The sequence below is a fragment of the Myxococcales bacterium genome, from assembly GCA_016717005.1.
GTDB lineage: Bacteria > Myxococcota_A > Polyangia > Haliangiales > Haliangiaceae > UBA2376.
In genome coordinates this window covers 1,096,691-1,111,366 of sequence record JADJUF010000037.1, presented here as the reverse complement: position 1 = coordinate 1,111,366, position 14,676 = coordinate 1,096,691, and the positions used below count along the sequence as shown (strand labels likewise).

Sequence of the window (14,676 nt, the reverse complement as noted above, 5' to 3'; positions counted from 1 at the left end):
CCCGCGCGGACAGATCGACGCGGCCCGCGCCCCCGGCGGCCGCCCGCGCGGATAGATCGACGTGGGGCGCGATGCGTCGCTAGCACCATGCAGCTCCGCTCGCTCCTGGCCGTGGCCTGCCTCGGGCTCGCCGTCGCCGCCGCGCCGCGCCCCGCGGCCGCCTGCTCCAAGCGCCACGAGTCGATCTTCGAGCTGTTCGACGGCGCCGTCGACGTCGCGGTCGTGAAGGTCGGGGCCGTGCCGGGTCGGCGCTACGCCGGGCGCGTGGCGCTGCGGGTCAAGCAGGGCCTCAAGGGCGCGCGCCGCGGCACCATCACCGCACGCGAGACCAACTCCTCGTGCTCGACCGGGTTCCGCAGCGGCCGCACCGCGCTGGTGTTCATCGCCAAGGATCGCTGGCCGGCTGGCTCGTTCGAGGGCTACATCGAGAAGCCGAGCCCGGCGCTGGTGGCCACCCTGACCGCCTGGGCCCAGCCCCAGAGCGACGTCGATCGGGCCGGCCTGCTGGTGGCCGCGATCGCCAGCCCCGAGCGCGCGCTCCGGCGCGACGCCGCCTGGCACCTGGTCAATCACCCCGAGCTGATCGCCGCGCTCACCGCCGATCAGACCGCGGCGCTGGTGGCCGCACGCGGCACCGACGGCACCGGGCGGATGGTCGCGATGATCCTGGCGCGCCAGCACGGCCAGGCCTGGCGCGACCTCGTCGCCGCCGGCGGCCTGCCGCCGCGGACGCCGGCGCTGACCGTGCTCGCGGCCCAGGACTTCGAGCGGGTCACCGACGTCGGCGTGCTCGCCGACGTGATCGCGCGGACCCCGGGCGAACGGGCGCCCGAGCGCATCGCCGCGCTCGAGCGCTGCGAGCGCGTCCACGGCGCGCAGCTCGAGGCGTTCACCAGCTACAGCGGCGGCCACGCCGAGCCCTGGTGGCTCAAGCTGGCCGAGGCGTGCCGCACCGGCGCGCCCGTGGCCTGGTGAGCGCGGCCGCGACCCGGTGAGCCCAGACGCCGAACGGTCAGCCCGCGACCCGGTGAGCCCAGACGCCGAACGGTCAGCCCGCGACCCGGTGAGCCCAGACGCCGAACGGTCAGCCCGCGACCCGGTGAGCCCAGACGCCGAACGGTCAGCCCGCGACCCGGTGAGCCCAGACGCCGAACGGTCAGCCCGCGACCCGGTGAGCGCGGCGACCTGGTGAGCGCGGCCGCCGAACGGTGAGCCCGCGAACTGGCCGCCGAACGATGCTCCCGCGACCTGGTGAGCGCGGCCGAACGCGGCCTTCGAGCTCAGCCCGCGATCACTTCACGCCGAACTTCTGCAGCTTCTCGAGCGCGTCCTTCTTCTTCGGGTAGTCGCCGCCGACCTTCGAGTGACAGCTCGCGCAGGTGATGCTGGAGTCCTTCTTCTTCCAGTTCTTCATCTCCTTCTTCATCACGTCCTTCGCCGCCTTCTGGCCGCCGGCCTTGCAGGCGTCCTCGAGGAACTTGGTCTCGAACTTCTTGGTCTTGCACGGCGCCGCAGCGTCGGCCGTGCTGGCGCCGGTGACGGCGACGATCGAGAGCGTGGCGACGATGGTGGCGGTGAGAGCGGCGAGCGCGAGCTTGACCATTGGAGATACCTCTGCGGAGTGAGACGGGGGCCCAGGTGCAAAATTCAAGGCCCGCGAGCGGAGTACCGTAGCACGGCGACCGTGAATTCCCGGGTCATTCCAGGGGCGTGCGCCATCGCACGGCGAGCGCTTGGGCGGCGGCCGCGCGATCCGGGGCACCGTTGACCGCGGCGATCGCGCAGGCCGCGGCGGCCCCAGCGGCGTGCAGGGCCGGGCCGGCGTCGGGTGTCACCCCACCGATGGCCACCACCGGCACCCGGCCGGCGCGGGCGCAGGCGGCGGCCAGGCCGTCGACCCCGACCACCGGATCGGGGTTGGCCTTCGTCGAGGTCGCGAACACCGGCCCGAACCCGAGGTAGTCGGCGCCACCCGCGACCGCGAGGCCGACCTGATCGAGATCGTGGGTCGAGATGCCGATCAGCAGGTGATCGCGCGCCGCGCCGAGCGCGCGCACCGCCGCGGCCAGCGGCAGATCGTCCTGGCCCAGGTGCACGCCGTCGGCGCCGACCGCGAGCGCGACGTCGAGGCGATCGTTGACGATCAACAGCGCGCCGGCCGCGGTCGTCACCCGCCGCGCCATCGTCGCCGCCGCCACCAGCGCGCGGGTCGACGCGCCCTTGAGCCGCACCTGCAGCACCGACGCGGCGCACCCGTGCGGATCGACCAGCGCGGTCGCGAGCGCGTGATCGTCGACGTCGAGGATCGCGTAGAACCCGCGGATGGCCGCCGCGCGCTGGGCCCGGGGACCCGGCGGTGGAGCGGCGAGGACGTCGTGGCCGGCGTGGTCGCTCATCGTCGCGGGATGGTAGCGCTAGTGCGCGCCAGTGCGCGCCGCGGTGAGCGTCAGCGGCGGTCGGCGCGCCGCCGGGTCACCAGCGCCGCGAACGCCAGGCCGGCCAGCACCAGCACGCCGGGCGCGCCGCCGCCGGTCGAGCAGCCGCCCGACTCGTCGCCGGGCGCGTCGCAGGTCAGCGAGCACGCGCCCCAGGTGCCCGCAGCGCAGGTCTGCATCCCCGTGTCGCAGCACACGCGCACCAGGCCGTCGTCGCTGGCGCCGTCGCAGTCGCGATCGATCCCGTCGCAGTCCTCGATCGCGCCGGGGTGGGTCGCCGGGTCGTTGTCGTCGCAGTCCTGGCTTGGGCCGACCCCGTCGCCGTCGACGTCGACGCTCGGCTGCGCGACCACGGTCACCTCGACCCAGACGATCTCGCCGAAGCCGGCGCCGTCGTGGGTCATGCGCCAGCGCGAGCGCTGCAGGCCCGCGCCGGTCGCGGTCAGGGTCGCGGTCAGGTCGACCTCGGCGCCGGGCGCCGCCGCCGCCGGGATCGCGGTCGCGTCGAGGGCCGGACCGTCGAGGTGCACGAGCGCGTAGCCGGCGCCCCAGGTCGAGGTGCCGGTGTTGCGCAGCCGCCAGGTCTTGATGAACGGCACGCCCGCGACCACCTCGGTGCCGTCGGGGACGGTCACGTCGGCGACGAAGGCCGCGTCGTCGGTGAGCGTCGAGCCGCTGGCGCAGGTCGCGGTCGGCGCGCCGCCGTTCTGGTTGGTCCAGGCGCTGACCGCGACGCTGCACGCGCCCGCGTACGGGTCCTCGGCCTGGCCCGAGTAGTACGAGCCGGTCTCGCTGACGCCGATCCGGGTCTCGAAGTGCAGGTGCGGCCCGCTCGAGTTGCCGGACGTGCCCGAGCGGCCGAGCGGCCCCGCGCACGCGATCGTCGCGCCCAGCGCCGGGATGCCGGTGCCCGCGGTCATGTGGCCGTAGATCGTCTCCTCGCCGGCGCCGTGGAACAGCGCGACCATGTTGCCGAAGCCGCCGCCGTCGGTCGAGCCGATGAAGCCGTCGCCGAAGCCGTCGGTGCGCTGCTTGACCCAGCCGTCGGCGGCCGCGACCACGGCGGTGTTGCGGCCGACGCCGATGTCGGTGCCGCGGTGGCCGCTGTACGTGTTGTTGCCGCACTGGTAGTCGGTCAGGTTGCCGTGATCGAGGTGGGCGTTGACCCCGGCCGGCACCGTCGGCCAGCGGTACGGCCCGGCCGCGGCGGTGGCCGTGGTCGCGAGCACGGCGACGATCGCCACGCGCGCCACGCGGGTCAGGCGGGTCATACGCGTCACGCACGGCTCAGCCGTCACGCGCGCCATGCGCGCCACGCCCGCCACGCCGGTCGCGCCCGTCATGCGCGCCACGCCCGTCACGCCCGCCACGCCGGTCACGGCGTCACCTCCAGCGCCGCGATCACCTCGGTCGCGGTCAGCGTCCGGACCGCGCCGTCGACGATCACCTCGACGCCGCCCGCGGTCGCGCGCGGCCGCCGCCCCGGCCCCAGATCGATCGCCGCGCCCAGCTCGAGATCGAGCGCCCACAGCCGCGCGACGCCGCCGTAGGTCGCGGTGAAGATCGCGCGGCGCCCGTCGAGCCACGCCAGCTCGCGGCCCGGCACCGGCACGAACCCGGCGTCGACGGTGCGGTGCCCGACGTTGGTGAGCTGCCGCGGCGGCTGCCCCGGCGTCGCGAGGTAGAGCGCCGCGAGCCCGGTGCGCGCCGACACGTACAGCACCTGCTCGCCGCCCGGCACCGGGAACGGCGACGACGCCAGCGGATCGTCGGTGACCAGCCAGCGGGCGCCACGATCCAGATCGAGCGCGACCAGCGTGCCCGGCGCAGCGCCCGGGCCGCCGCCGGGCACGTACTGCGTGAACGCCAGCACCCGGCGATCGCTGGCCACCCGCGGGTCGCGCACATCGCGCGCGATCACCTGCTCGCCGTCGTCCGAGCGCACCCGCAGCTCGCCCGCGCTCGTCAGCAGCACCAGCCGCCGGGCGTCGAGGCGCAGCGCCGCCAGCAGATCGGTGCGGCCGAGCGGCGCGCGCGCGCCGTCGGGCGCGATCACCACCGCGTCGCAGCGCGGGGCCGCCGCGTCGGTGCCGACGTCCACCGGCTCGCAGCGCAGCGCGACATCATCGGCCACCGCCGCGATGGTCGGGTCGGCGGCCAGCGCCGCCCAGGTCGACGCGCTGACGATCGCGCGCGCGCCGCCGCTGGCGCGATCGGCAGGATCGGTGGTCGGCGGGGTCGCGCACGCGACCAGGCCCGCGACCAGGGCCATCGAGATCCCTCGGGACATCCCGCGACTGTACGCGTGTCACCGACGGCTGTCCGGACCTCCCCGCAGCGCGCCCGGCGGCTGGTGAACCGCCACCGCCCGACCGACGCAACGCCACGGATCTCCGCGGTCCGGCCACTGGCACGGGCCTCGCAATGTCACCGGGCGTGTCCCACCTCGCCCGCATCCTCCTCGTCGCCGCACTCCTCGCGCCGTCCCTGGCCCGCGCCGACGAGGCCCTGACGCCGTCGACCCCCGCCGCGGCCGACGTCACCATCGCCGCGACCGCCGGGCTCTCGGCCGACGCCTTTGTCGCGGCCACGGTCGGCCTCGAGGTCGGCCGCCGCATCGACGGCGACTGGTGGGGCCACGGGGCGCTGCGGCTGGGCGCCGGCGGTGACGCCGAAGGCAGCGGTGACCATCTCGAGGTCCGCGCCGGCGTCGATCGCGTGCGGTGCGCGCGCGACCGCGTCGTGTGCGGCGTCGTCGGCCTCGATCTCGGCTACGTGACCAGCTCGTGGGAGGGCGACGACCGCATGACCGAGTCGCACAGCGGCCCGCTGGTGGCGCCGCGGGTCGGCGTCGAGTTCGGCGGCGCGCACCTCCGGGCCCGGTTCATGGCCGAGGCCCGCGGCTACTACCACAGCGCGTCGACCCCGTCGGGCGACACCACGCGCTTCGAGCCGGGCGTGGGCTTCGGCGCCTCGCTGGGGTACCAGCTGTGACCGCCGCGCGACCCGGTCTGCTCCTGCTGCTCGCCACTTGCGCCGCGCCGACCGGCCCGCCGACGGATCTGACGACGACGCCCGCGTCGCTGTACCTGATGGTCGGCCCAGGGCTGACCACCGATCACGCCGCACCGTTCGTGGGGTTCGCGATCGACGGCGGCGTCCACGTCGCCGGCAGCTGGTGGGGCCACGCCGCGGCCCGGTTCGGCTCGCTGTCCGTATCCGACGACCTCGGGCACGTCGAGTTCCGTGCCGGGACCCAGGCGCGGAGCTGCTCGCCCAGCGGCGGGCGGTGCGCGACCGCCGGCATCGATCTGGGGTTCCAGCAGACCACGGTCAAGGACGTCACCTACTCCGATGCGCTGCTGGTCCCGCACTTCGCCGGCGACGTCGGCGACGAGCACCTGCGCCTGCGCGTCCAGGTCGAGCTCCGCGGCTTCACCGGCACCCGGACCGATGCCCAGGGCGACCGCGCCACGCAGGGCATCGGGGTGGGCTTCGGCGCCGCCCTCGGCTACCAGTGGTGATCGCCGGCCGCGCGGATCCCTGACAGGCCGCTGTCAGGTTCGGCGCTAGACTGCGCCCGTGCCCGCTCCGTCGCCTGGTCATCGTCCGTTCGTCCTGCGCGCGCCGTACCAGCCGGCCGGCGATCAGCCCAAGGCCATCGTCGATCTGGTGGCCGGGCTCGAGCGCGGCGACGAGGGCCCAGGTGCTGCTCGGCATCACCGGCTCGGGCAAGACCTTCACGATGGCCAACGTCATCGCCGCCACCCAGCGGCCGACGCTGATCATGGTCCACAACAAGATCCTGGCGGCGCAGCTGTACGGCGAGCTCAAGGAGCTGTTCCCCGACAACGCCGTCCACTACTTCGTCAGCTACTACGACTACTACCAGCCCGAGGCCTACGTCCCGACCACCGACACGTTCATCGAGAAGGACTCGATCGTCAACGAGGAGATCGACCGGATGCGCCACGCGGCCACGTTCGCGCTCCTGTCGCGGCGCGACGTGATCATCGTCGCCTCGGTGTCGTGCATCTACGGCATCGGCGCGCGCGAGTCGTACGCGGCGATGACGCTCGAGCTGACCGTCGGCGGCTCGACCCCGCGCGACGTGCTGCTGCGGCGGCTGGTCGAGCTGCAGTACGACCGCAACGACCTCGACTTCCACCGCGGCACGTTCCGCGTGCGCGGCGACGTGCTCGAGATCTTCCCCGCGTACGAGGCCGACACCGCGATCCGGGTCGAGCTGTGGGGCGACGAGATCGAGGCCATCCACGAGATCGACGCGCTGCGCAGCGTGTCGCGCCAGAAGATCGACACGGTCACGATCTTCCCGGCCTCGCACTACGCGACCCCGGCCGACCAGCTCAAGCGCGCGATCGGCGACATCCGGGTCGAGCTGCGCGGCCGGCTCGAGGAGCTCCAGGCCGAGGGCAAGCTGCTCGAGCGCCAGCGGCTCGAGCAGCGCTGCATGTACGACCTCGAGGCGCTCGAGCAGATGGGCTTCTGCTCGGGCATCGAGAACTACTCGCGCCACCTGGCCGGGCGCGCCGCCGGCGAGCCGCCGACGACGCTGATCGACTACTTCCCCGACGACTTCCTGGTGTTCGTCGACGAGTCCCACCAGAGCATCCCCCAGATCGGCGGCATGTACGCCGGCGATCGCGCGCGCAAGGAGACGCTGGTCAACTTCGGCTTCCGGCTGCCCAGCGCGCTCGACAACCGACCGCTGCGCTTCGACGAGTGGCGCGGCCGGGTCAAGCAGGCGATCTACACCTCGGCCACGCCCGCCGACTGGGAGCTGGCCCAGGCCCAGGGCGTCGTCATCGAGCAGATCATCCGGCCCACCGGCCTGATCGATCCCGAGATCGAGCTGCGCCCGGTCGGCCACCAGGTCGACCACCTGCTCGGCGAGATCCGCGAGCGGGCCAAGGCCGGCGAGCGGGTGCTGGTCACGACCTTGACCAAGCGCATGGCCGAGGACCTGACCGAGTACTACGCCGAGGTCGGCGTGCGCGTGCGGTACCTGCACTCCGACATCGACACGCTCGAGCGCATCCAGATCATCCGCGACCTGCGCCGCGGCGAGTTCGACGTGCTGGTCGGCATCAACCTCCTGCGCGAGGGCCTCGACATCCCCGAGGTGTCGCTGGTCGCGATCCTCGACGCCGACAAGGAGGGCTTCCTGCGCTCGACCCGGTCGCTGATCCAGACCATCGGCCGCGCCGCCCGCAACGTCCGCGGCAAGGTGATCCTCTACGCCGACAAGCGCACCGACTCGATCGAGCACGCGGTCAGCGAGACCGCCCGCCGCCGCGCGCTGCAGCTGGCCCACAACGCCAAGCACGGCATCACGCCGCGCACGACCACGCGCTCGATCCTCGACGTGACCCCCGCCGACCCCATGCCCAAGCGCGGCAAGAGCGCCAAGGCCATGGCCAGCGCCGTTGGCGTCGCCGGGTTGCCGAAGATCGACGACCTCGGCTCGCTGCGCACCGCGATCGACAAGCTGCGCGGCGCGATGAAGTCCGCCGCCGACGATCTCGACTTCGAGCTGGCCGCCGCCCTGCGCGATCAGGCCCGCGAGCTCGAGCGCATGGAGCTGCAGATGCGGTAGCGCGCGGTCGACGGACTCGACCTCGCGCGCCGCGGCCCGCGCGATCGGCCGGCGCGCTCGAGCGTATGGAGCTACAGATGCGGTAGCGCGCGGTCGTCGTGGGCGCCGATGTCGCACACCGCGACGACATCGGCGCGATCTATCTCCGCGAGATCCTGTCCGCGTCGTTCGCCGCGCTGGCACGCGCGCGCGATCGGCGCCGCGACATCGCGTGCGCGCATTCGCCGCGCCGGCACGCGCGGTCGCGGCGTGATACATCTGATGGCGATGGCGGACGCCGATCCACGGATCGGTAGTGTGCTCGAGGGCCGCTACCGGATCATCGAGCGGATCGCACGCGGTGGGATGGGCGTGGTCTACCGGGCCGAGCGGATCCCGGTCGGCCGACCGGTGGCGGTGAAGTTCCTGCACGCGATGTTCGCGGACGATCCCGACTCCCGGGCGCGCTTCGAGCGCGAGACCCGGGCGCTGGCGCGGCTCGCCCACTCGCACTGCGTCTCGATCATCGACTTCGGCGTGGCCGGCAGCCCGTACCTGGTCATGGAGCACGTCGCCGGCGTGACGCTGCGCGATCTGCTCGACGAGGGCGCGCTGCCGCTCGAGGAGGCGCTGACGCTGGGCCGCCAGCTGCTGGCCGGCCTGGCCCACGCGCACGCCCAGGGCATCGTCCACCGCGACGTCAAGCCAGCCAACATCATGGTCACCGACGAGATCGGCACCGGCCGCCACGTCCGCATCCTCGACTTCGGCCTCGCCCGGCTACGCGACACCACGTCGAGCCAGCTGACCCAGGCCCAGATCGCCGTCGGCACGCCCAGCTACATGGCGCCCGAGCAGACCCTCGGCGGCGCGATCGACGCGCGCACCGACGTCTACGCCGCCGGCGTGGTGCTGTTCGAGATGCTGACCGGCGAGCGCCCCTTCTCCGCCGACGACACCGCCACGCTGCTCGAGCTGCACCGCTCGGCGCCCGCGCCGCGCCTCGCGACCGTCGATCCGATCACCGCGTGGCCGCCCGGCCTCGACCTGGCCCTCGCCCGCGCCCTCGCCAAGGCGCCCGGCGATCGCTGGCCCTCCGCCGTCGAGTTCGCCGACGCGCTCGACGTCATCGCCCGCGGCGTCCGCGCCTCCACCGCGCCGCCGCCCGGCCTCGATCCCGCCGCCCGTCGCCCGCGCCGCACCCGCACCGCCCTCCTCGCCCTCGCCCTCGCCGGCGGCGCCGCCGCCTTCGCTGTGGTCGAGCTCCGCCCGCGGTCACACCCAAGCGCCGCGCCCGCCACCACCGCGACCATCGCAACGCGGGCAGGCAGCGCCGCTGATCCCCAGCCATCGGGCTCGCCGCCGCGCCCGGCTCCGCGGCCACCGATCTGACCGCGCCGCCGCTCGCCGACGCCCAGGCGTTCGCGCCCGACGACCTCGACGCCGACGATGAGCTCGCCGCCGTGGACATCGCGGTCACCGACGCCGACGGTGGCGCCGCCCCGACCGCGATCAGCGCCGACCTGACCGGCGACGCTGGCGCGCTCGCCGCTGGGGCCCCCGGCGGTCCCGTCGGCGAGGCCGCGCTTCCCGCTGGCCCGCCGGCGCCCGCGGCCGAGGTGGCGCTCGACCTCGACGACATCGAGCTGACCACCAACGCGCCCGTGCCGTCCGCCGACCCCGAGTCCGAGCCCGCCCAGACCCAGGACGACGACGACCCCACCGACGAGCCCGTCGACGCCGGCGTCGCGCCCAGCGCCGCTCCGCCCGCCGCCCAGGTGACCCCCGCGCGCACCGTCAAGGAAGCCCTCGCCCAGATCAAGCTCGGCCAGCGCGACGCCGCCCTCACCGGCTTGCGCGCGCTCTGGAAGCAGAACCCCAAGAGCGCCACCATCCCGTATCTACTTGGAAATCTGTACCACGACCGCCGCTGGTGGACCGTCTCGATGGAGCACTACCAGGCCGCCATCAAGCGCGACCGCTCCTACCGCAGCAACGCCACCCTCAACCGCAACGTCATCGACGCCCTCACCAGCCCCAAGACCCGCGGCAAGGCCTCCTGGTTCCTCCGCACCATCATCGGCGCCCCCGCCCGCCGCTACCTCAAGCCCGCCGCCCGCAGCCACAAGAGCGCCTCGGTCCGGCGGGCGGCGGCGTACTTGCTCAAGAAGATCTGACCCGGCTGTCGGCGGCGATGACCGACGGCTGACGCCGCTGACACCGCCCGGCGCACGCGATGGCGCACACGTTGGAATCGTTTTCTATCAGCATCGCGATCCACAAGGTCTTGCACGGCGACAGGCCGCTGCTCCGCGCCGAGGTCAGCAAGATCGCGGATAACGCTGGATTTAGCGGCGGCGGCGGAGGTCAACGCATCAAGCTTTGCCGCCGTCGGTTTCGACGATCCGCCGCTACTGTCTCACTCGCGAACGCTCGCGCACCGTCGCGGCCACCCGCTGTGCTACCGCGTGGCACACCGTCCGCCGACGCGCTGGCCGACCTGGTCGTCGCCCTGGTGGCGCGGACCATCGAGGCAACGGCGCGAGCGCGCCGTGGAGCGACCCGTCCGGCTCGCGCCTGGCTTTGCTGAGCACGCGGCCCGATCCGTCGTTGGCAAGATGACCGCGAGGGCGGCCGGAGATCAAGACGAGCAAGCGGCGTGCGAAGGATCTCCGGCCCGCCGGGCTCGGCCGCGTCGCACGATTTCTGGCTGAACGATCTCCCAAGGCCGTCCGCGTCCGCGTCGACATCAGCCCCGGGCGATCGGCACCCGCGGACGGAGGCGTTGGGAGATCTCGCCTGGGGGAGCTCTTCCTGGTGTGCCGTTGGTGGGCTCGCTAGGGTGGAGCCATCCTCCCTCCTCCATCCCCACAAAAGGCCCATCCCCGTGCACACGACCATCGACGTGACGATGCACCGCGCTGGTCTCGGCGTTAGCCCGACCGCCGAGGTGCCGCTGATCCTGCGGCGACTCTCGCAGGCGCCGGATCCGCTCACTGCCGAGGTCCGGCTCCTGTACACCGATGTCACGATCGCGAGCACGGCATGCAACATCGCGGTCGACCTGGACGCCGACCAGGTGGAAACGCTCCTGCGCGCCAAGGCAAGCGAGCTCGTCATCGAGCCGTGGCGTGCCGCCGATCACGCCCTGGACGTTCGCTCCTCGATGTGGCGGTGCCAGGTTCGTCGTGGCCGCAACGCGCTGTCCCTCCGCGTCGACACCGCGCGGGACCTCTGCGAGCGCGGGGCGGGGTGGGGCGGTCTGAATCACCGTGGCTGCGCGCGGCGCTGCTGGTGTAGCCGGTGTAGCCAGGTCCCGGACGCGCGCGGTCGGCGAGGCGCGCGAAAGCCGCCGACGCGCACAGTCGTCATGCACCGACGGTGTGCCTGGCAGCGAACGAAACTGGTCTGTCGGCGTGGATCAAGCCCATCTCGCGGTACGATGACGCGACGTGGGAGATCGTGACGCCCTTCGCGGCGGCAACACGTACGAGGATCATGTGGTTGCGTACCGCGCGGCGCGCATGCTCGCGGACGCACTTGCGGGGGTGGATGGAGTTTGCGAGCTTCGGCGCGAAGACAAGCGGTTTCCGGGCTTCGACGACGTCTCGGAGACCTCGCATCGAGGCGGTAGACCGTGGATCCAGTCCTGGCAGATCAAGAGCGGCGCACTGGATGCGAAGCAGCTCACCGCCTGCCTCAGGCAGGCGTCGACGGCTGCCTGCGATGAACCGACGCTTGGCTTCGGCGAATGGTTTGAGGTTGATGGTCACAATCTCCGTCGCTTCGGCGCGTTGTGCCGAAGAACCCGTGCAGGCATCGTCGACACGGAACAGCTCTGGTCGACTTCATCAAGACTGGATCGAGCCTGGCTTGACTGGGTCGCGACCGAGCTCGCCATGCCTCGCGTTGAAGTCGTTGCGTTGCTCGGCAGGCTCTCCGTCGAGCGCTTGGGCAACCTCGACGAGGTTGACGATCTCGCTCGCGATTCTCTCGCGCGCCAGTTGCCACAGACGGACGTTGTGAACGTCCACAACGCGCTCATCGACGTCGTTGCCCGCCTGCGGAAGCAGGACGTCGTGACGCCAGACGGGCTTGCTCGCCTGCTGGAGAGTCGCTGTTCGTCGTTTGCGCCACTTGGTGGTGACGGCGGAGTGCGAGCGAAGTACCTATCGAGCGTTGCGCGCCGATGGAGAGCGCATCAGCCACTCGATTCGTTAGACGGCGCCGGCACATGGACGTCGAGCGTGCGGTCAGCGAGCGTGTTCGTCCCTGCCCATGTGATCGACGAGGCGCGTCGCCGCTTGGCTCGACCTGAGAAGAACGACGGCGGACGGGCTCCTGACGGCAGCGATGGCGACCTGGAGATCGAGGCGGTTCTCTCAAGACTCTCGCGGGAGCGCTGTGTCGCTCTCGTGGGGGACGTCGGAACGGGCAAGTCGACACTGCTCGCATGGTGCGCTCATCATCTCGGTGAAAGGGCCGTGCGTGACGTTGCCGCGCCGATGCCGTTGCTCGTCCACGCTAGGGAGCTGCGGCGGTACGGTTGGCCTGAGGTTGTCTCTTCCGGAACCCCAAGCTTGCGTCTCTCTGACTATTCTGCATCGTGGGTTCTGCTCGTGGACGGGGTCGACGAGGTCGGTTCGTCGGTGTGGCAACAACTCGACATCATTCGCGGCGACGAGCTTCGCTTGGCACCCGGACGTCGCGGTGCACGTCTTGCGGGATTGTTGCGGCAACAAGGCCATCGACGCTTCCCGGTGGTGCAGATGGTTTTGCAACACTGCAGCTATCGCCGTGGACGGCAACCGACGTCCGCCGGTACCTGGCGTCGTGGCGAGACATGGGCGAGGAGTATCGAGCCGCTGTGACACGCGTGCTGGAGAGCCTCGGTTCCGAAGATCATGACCTGCTCCGCGTTCCCCTCACTGCAACGGCCGCGCTCCTGATCGCGCTGAATCGACAAGTGGTACCTCGTCACCGCGCGGCTCTCTTTGCGCAGACGGTGCATCTGATGTTCGACGCGTGGCGCGCGCGGCGAGGAGCGCCACGCGTCTCGTTTGATTCGGTGCGCCCGATGCTCTGCGAGCTCGCGCGCGAAGCGCTCTTGGGTCCGATCTCACTGCAGCGTTTTGAGCGCGCCTGCATGGCAAACGGCATTGAGGTAGCCGACACCATCCACGACGAAGTCGAGCGGCATCTTGGCGTGCTCGTGCGCGAGGGCGACACAGTTTCCTTTGCGCTTCGGTCTGTCGCAGAGTCTCTCTACGCACACGAACTACGAGGGAAGTCGTCCGAGGTCGTGCTCGCGGCCGCTCGTGAGCATGCCGGCATGGAGCCGGTCCGGCACGCGATTGGTCTCGATGCGGCCGAAGGAGCCGTGCAGCTGGCGAACGAAAGAATCGCTAGTCTTCTGCGGCGTGCCGAAGAGGCAACCGTCAACACGTCAACGCTTCGTCAAGTGGTGACAGCTGTCCGTTCGGCGGCGGACATTGAGCAGGCACAGTCGAATGCCTTGAACTCGTCTACAGTCGACGCTGTTGTGGGGGCTGTCGCCGACGGGCTGTTAGATGAGACGTCAGTGTGGGTTGGCGACCTGATGATCGAACCAGCTCGTCGAATAGCGCGAGCTGGCGGAGCCGCATGGACCGGTCTTCGAGACGCGCTACGCCCCACGTTCGAACTCCCCGCGGATCCCGTGCACTGGTTCATCGAACGAGAGCTGAGTCTTGGCGACGTTGTGCAGACTCTGTGGCACCGCGACGCTTCCGTGCGCGCAGCGGCGATCGATGCAATGGCTCGACACTCCGCGGAAGAAGATGTCCGCGAGTTGTTAGCAGTGATGATCGGTGATGATGGCCACGACCACTTCGGTGCCCCGCCGGCAGTTTGTGCGGGCCTGGCGCTCCGCAGCCTGCCGCGCGGACCGGAGGCTGAACCCACTCTCAAAAGACTGGCCTCGATTGCACGGATGACGGGGCAACTGATGCCGGGCGCCGCAGCGTTGGCACTTCATCCAGGTGAGTGTGATGCGCGCGTACTTGTGAAGGCGCTGAAGTGGCTCTCGGACGCGTACAAGCCAGGGCCGGAAGTCGTCGAAGAGATCGCGAGCACCGACGAAGGTCGCGATGCGCTGGCTGCGGACTGGCCAGATTGGCGTGCGCACGTAGGTGATAGCAGGCAACATGGTCGTTATCAGCCGCTGGCGCCTGATGCGATCCGGCCTCCAAGCGGCGAGGTGCGTACGCGCGTGGTTCGCGCCATTGGCCCGAAGTTGCCCGAAATGCCGCCAGAGGAACTCGGCCGCTTCACTTCAAGAGTACGCGCTGCTTATGTCGCCGAGCTTGTTAGTGCGGGCAGGATCGATAAGCTCCTGACCGTCAATCTCGGCGATGCGGTCTTGGGCACTTGGGGCGAATTCGGGGAACTCGTCGCCGAATCTGAAGTGCTCGCTACGCACTTGCTGAACGCATGGGAGACCTGGGATCGTCGACGGCCGTTTCCCGGAGCCGCACTCGAGCGGCTGATAGGCCGCGGATCGGACGCCGCCGCCGCCGTCTACGCCAGTGGCTACCGATGTCGCTCTATGCGACTGGTATGAAGGTGTCATCCCCAGTCCACGCGGCGCTTCAGCACGAGACGGTG

General features: G+C 71.5%; 11 protein-coding genes and 1 pseudogene. 8 read left to right on the top strand and 4 right to left on the bottom strand.

Annotation, left to right across the window (positions count from 1 at the left end; translation table 11 throughout):
* Positions 1–87: 87 nt before the first annotated feature.
* Positions 88–975, top strand: coding sequence for a hypothetical protein (locus tag IPL61_28455; GenBank protein MBK9035151.1), 888 nt, complete (start codon positions 88–90; stop codon positions 973–975).
* 316 nt (positions 976–1,291) lie between these two features.
* On the opposite strand, the gene IPL61_28450 is transcribed toward IPL61_28455, so the two are convergent.
* The 4 genes from IPL61_28450 to IPL61_28435 all read right to left on the bottom strand — a co-directional run bounded on the left by IPL61_28450 (position 1,292) and on the right by IPL61_28435 (position 4,725).
* Entirely contained in the window at positions 1,292–1,603 is a 312-nt protein-coding gene (locus tag IPL61_28450; GenBank protein ID MBK9035150.1) for a hypothetical protein, read from the bottom strand.
* Between the two features lie 94 nt (positions 1,604–1,697).
* Entirely contained in the window at positions 1,698–2,396 is a 699-nt protein-coding gene (gene thiE / locus IPL61_28445) for a thiamine phosphate synthase (protein MBK9035149.1), read from the bottom strand.
* A 50-nt stretch (positions 2,397–2,446) separates the two neighbouring features.
* Positions 2,447–3,814: a peptidoglycan DD-metalloendopeptidase family protein gene (locus IPL61_28440; protein MBK9035148.1), complete on the bottom strand. Its 1,368-nt coding sequence runs from the start codon at positions 3,812–3,814 to the stop codon at positions 2,447–2,449.
* Entirely contained in the window at positions 3,811–4,725 is a 915-nt protein-coding gene (locus IPL61_28435) for a hypothetical protein (protein MBK9035147.1), read from the bottom strand. Before IPL61_28435 ends, IPL61_28440 begins: the two co-directional genes overlap by 4 nt.
* Positions 4,726–4,871: 146 nt before the next feature.
* Here IPL61_28435 and IPL61_28430 point away from each other — a divergent pair, with 146 nt between their 5' ends.
* The 7 genes and pseudogenes from IPL61_28430 to IPL61_28400 all read left to right on the top strand — a co-directional run bounded on the left by IPL61_28430 (position 4,872) and on the right by IPL61_28400 (position 14,632).
* The gene (locus IPL61_28430; protein ID MBK9035146.1) at positions 4,872–5,429 is read left to right on the top strand and encodes a hypothetical protein; all 558 of its coding nucleotides are present in this window, start codon (positions 4,872–4,874) and stop codon (positions 5,427–5,429) included.
* Positions 5,426–5,959 (top strand): hypothetical protein, encoded by a 534-nt coding sequence (locus IPL61_28425; GenBank protein ID MBK9035145.1) that lies wholly within the window; start codon positions 5,426–5,428, stop codon positions 5,957–5,959. The genes IPL61_28430 and IPL61_28425 overlap by 4 nt, the downstream gene beginning before the upstream one ends.
* A 58-nt stretch (positions 5,960–6,017) precedes the next feature.
* A pseudogene (uvrB, locus tag IPL61_28420) lies at positions 6,018–8,052 on the top strand (excinuclease ABC subunit UvrB).
* Positions 8,053–8,160: 108 nt separating this feature from the next.
* Complete coding sequence (locus IPL61_28415; GenBank protein MBK9035144.1) at positions 8,161–9,423, top strand: serine/threonine protein kinase; 1,263 nt, start codon at positions 8,161–8,163, stop codon at positions 9,421–9,423.
* Between the two features lie 71 nt (positions 9,424–9,494).
* The gene (locus IPL61_28410; GenBank protein MBK9035143.1) at positions 9,495–10,208 is read left to right on the top strand and encodes a hypothetical protein; all 714 of its coding nucleotides are present in this window, start codon (positions 9,495–9,497) and stop codon (positions 10,206–10,208) included.
* Positions 10,209–11,483: 1,275 nt separating this feature from the next.
* Positions 11,484–12,902: a hypothetical protein gene (locus IPL61_28405; GenBank protein ID MBK9035142.1), complete on the top strand. Its 1,419-nt coding sequence runs from the start codon at positions 11,484–11,486 to the stop codon at positions 12,900–12,902.
* On the top strand, positions 12,899–14,632 hold the full coding sequence (locus IPL61_28400) for a hypothetical protein (GenBank protein MBK9035141.1): 1,734 nt from the start codon (positions 12,899–12,901) through the stop codon (positions 14,630–14,632). Before IPL61_28405 ends, IPL61_28400 begins: the two co-directional genes overlap by 4 nt.
* Positions 14,633–14,676: the final 44 nt, after the last annotated feature.

Excerpts from the sequence above, each read along its gene's own strand:
- thiE (MBK9035149.1), bottom strand. The coding sequence starts at position 2,396 with ATGAGCGACCACGCCGGCCACGACGTCCTCGCCGCTCCACCGCCGGGT.
- IPL61_28415 (MBK9035144.1), top strand. The coding sequence starts at position 8,161 with ATGTCGCACACCGCGACGACATCGGCGCGATCTATCTCCGCGAGATCC.
- IPL61_28435 (MBK9035147.1), bottom strand. The coding sequence starts at position 4,725 with ATGTCCCGAGGGATCTCGATGGCCCTGGTCGCGGGCCTGGTCGCGTGC.
- IPL61_28455 (MBK9035151.1), top strand. The coding sequence starts at position 88 with ATGCAGCTCCGCTCGCTCCTGGCCGTGGCCTGCCTCGGGCTCGCCGTC.
- IPL61_28450 (MBK9035150.1), bottom strand. The coding sequence starts at position 1,603 with ATGGTCAAGCTCGCGCTCGCCGCTCTCACCGCCACCATCGTCGCCACG.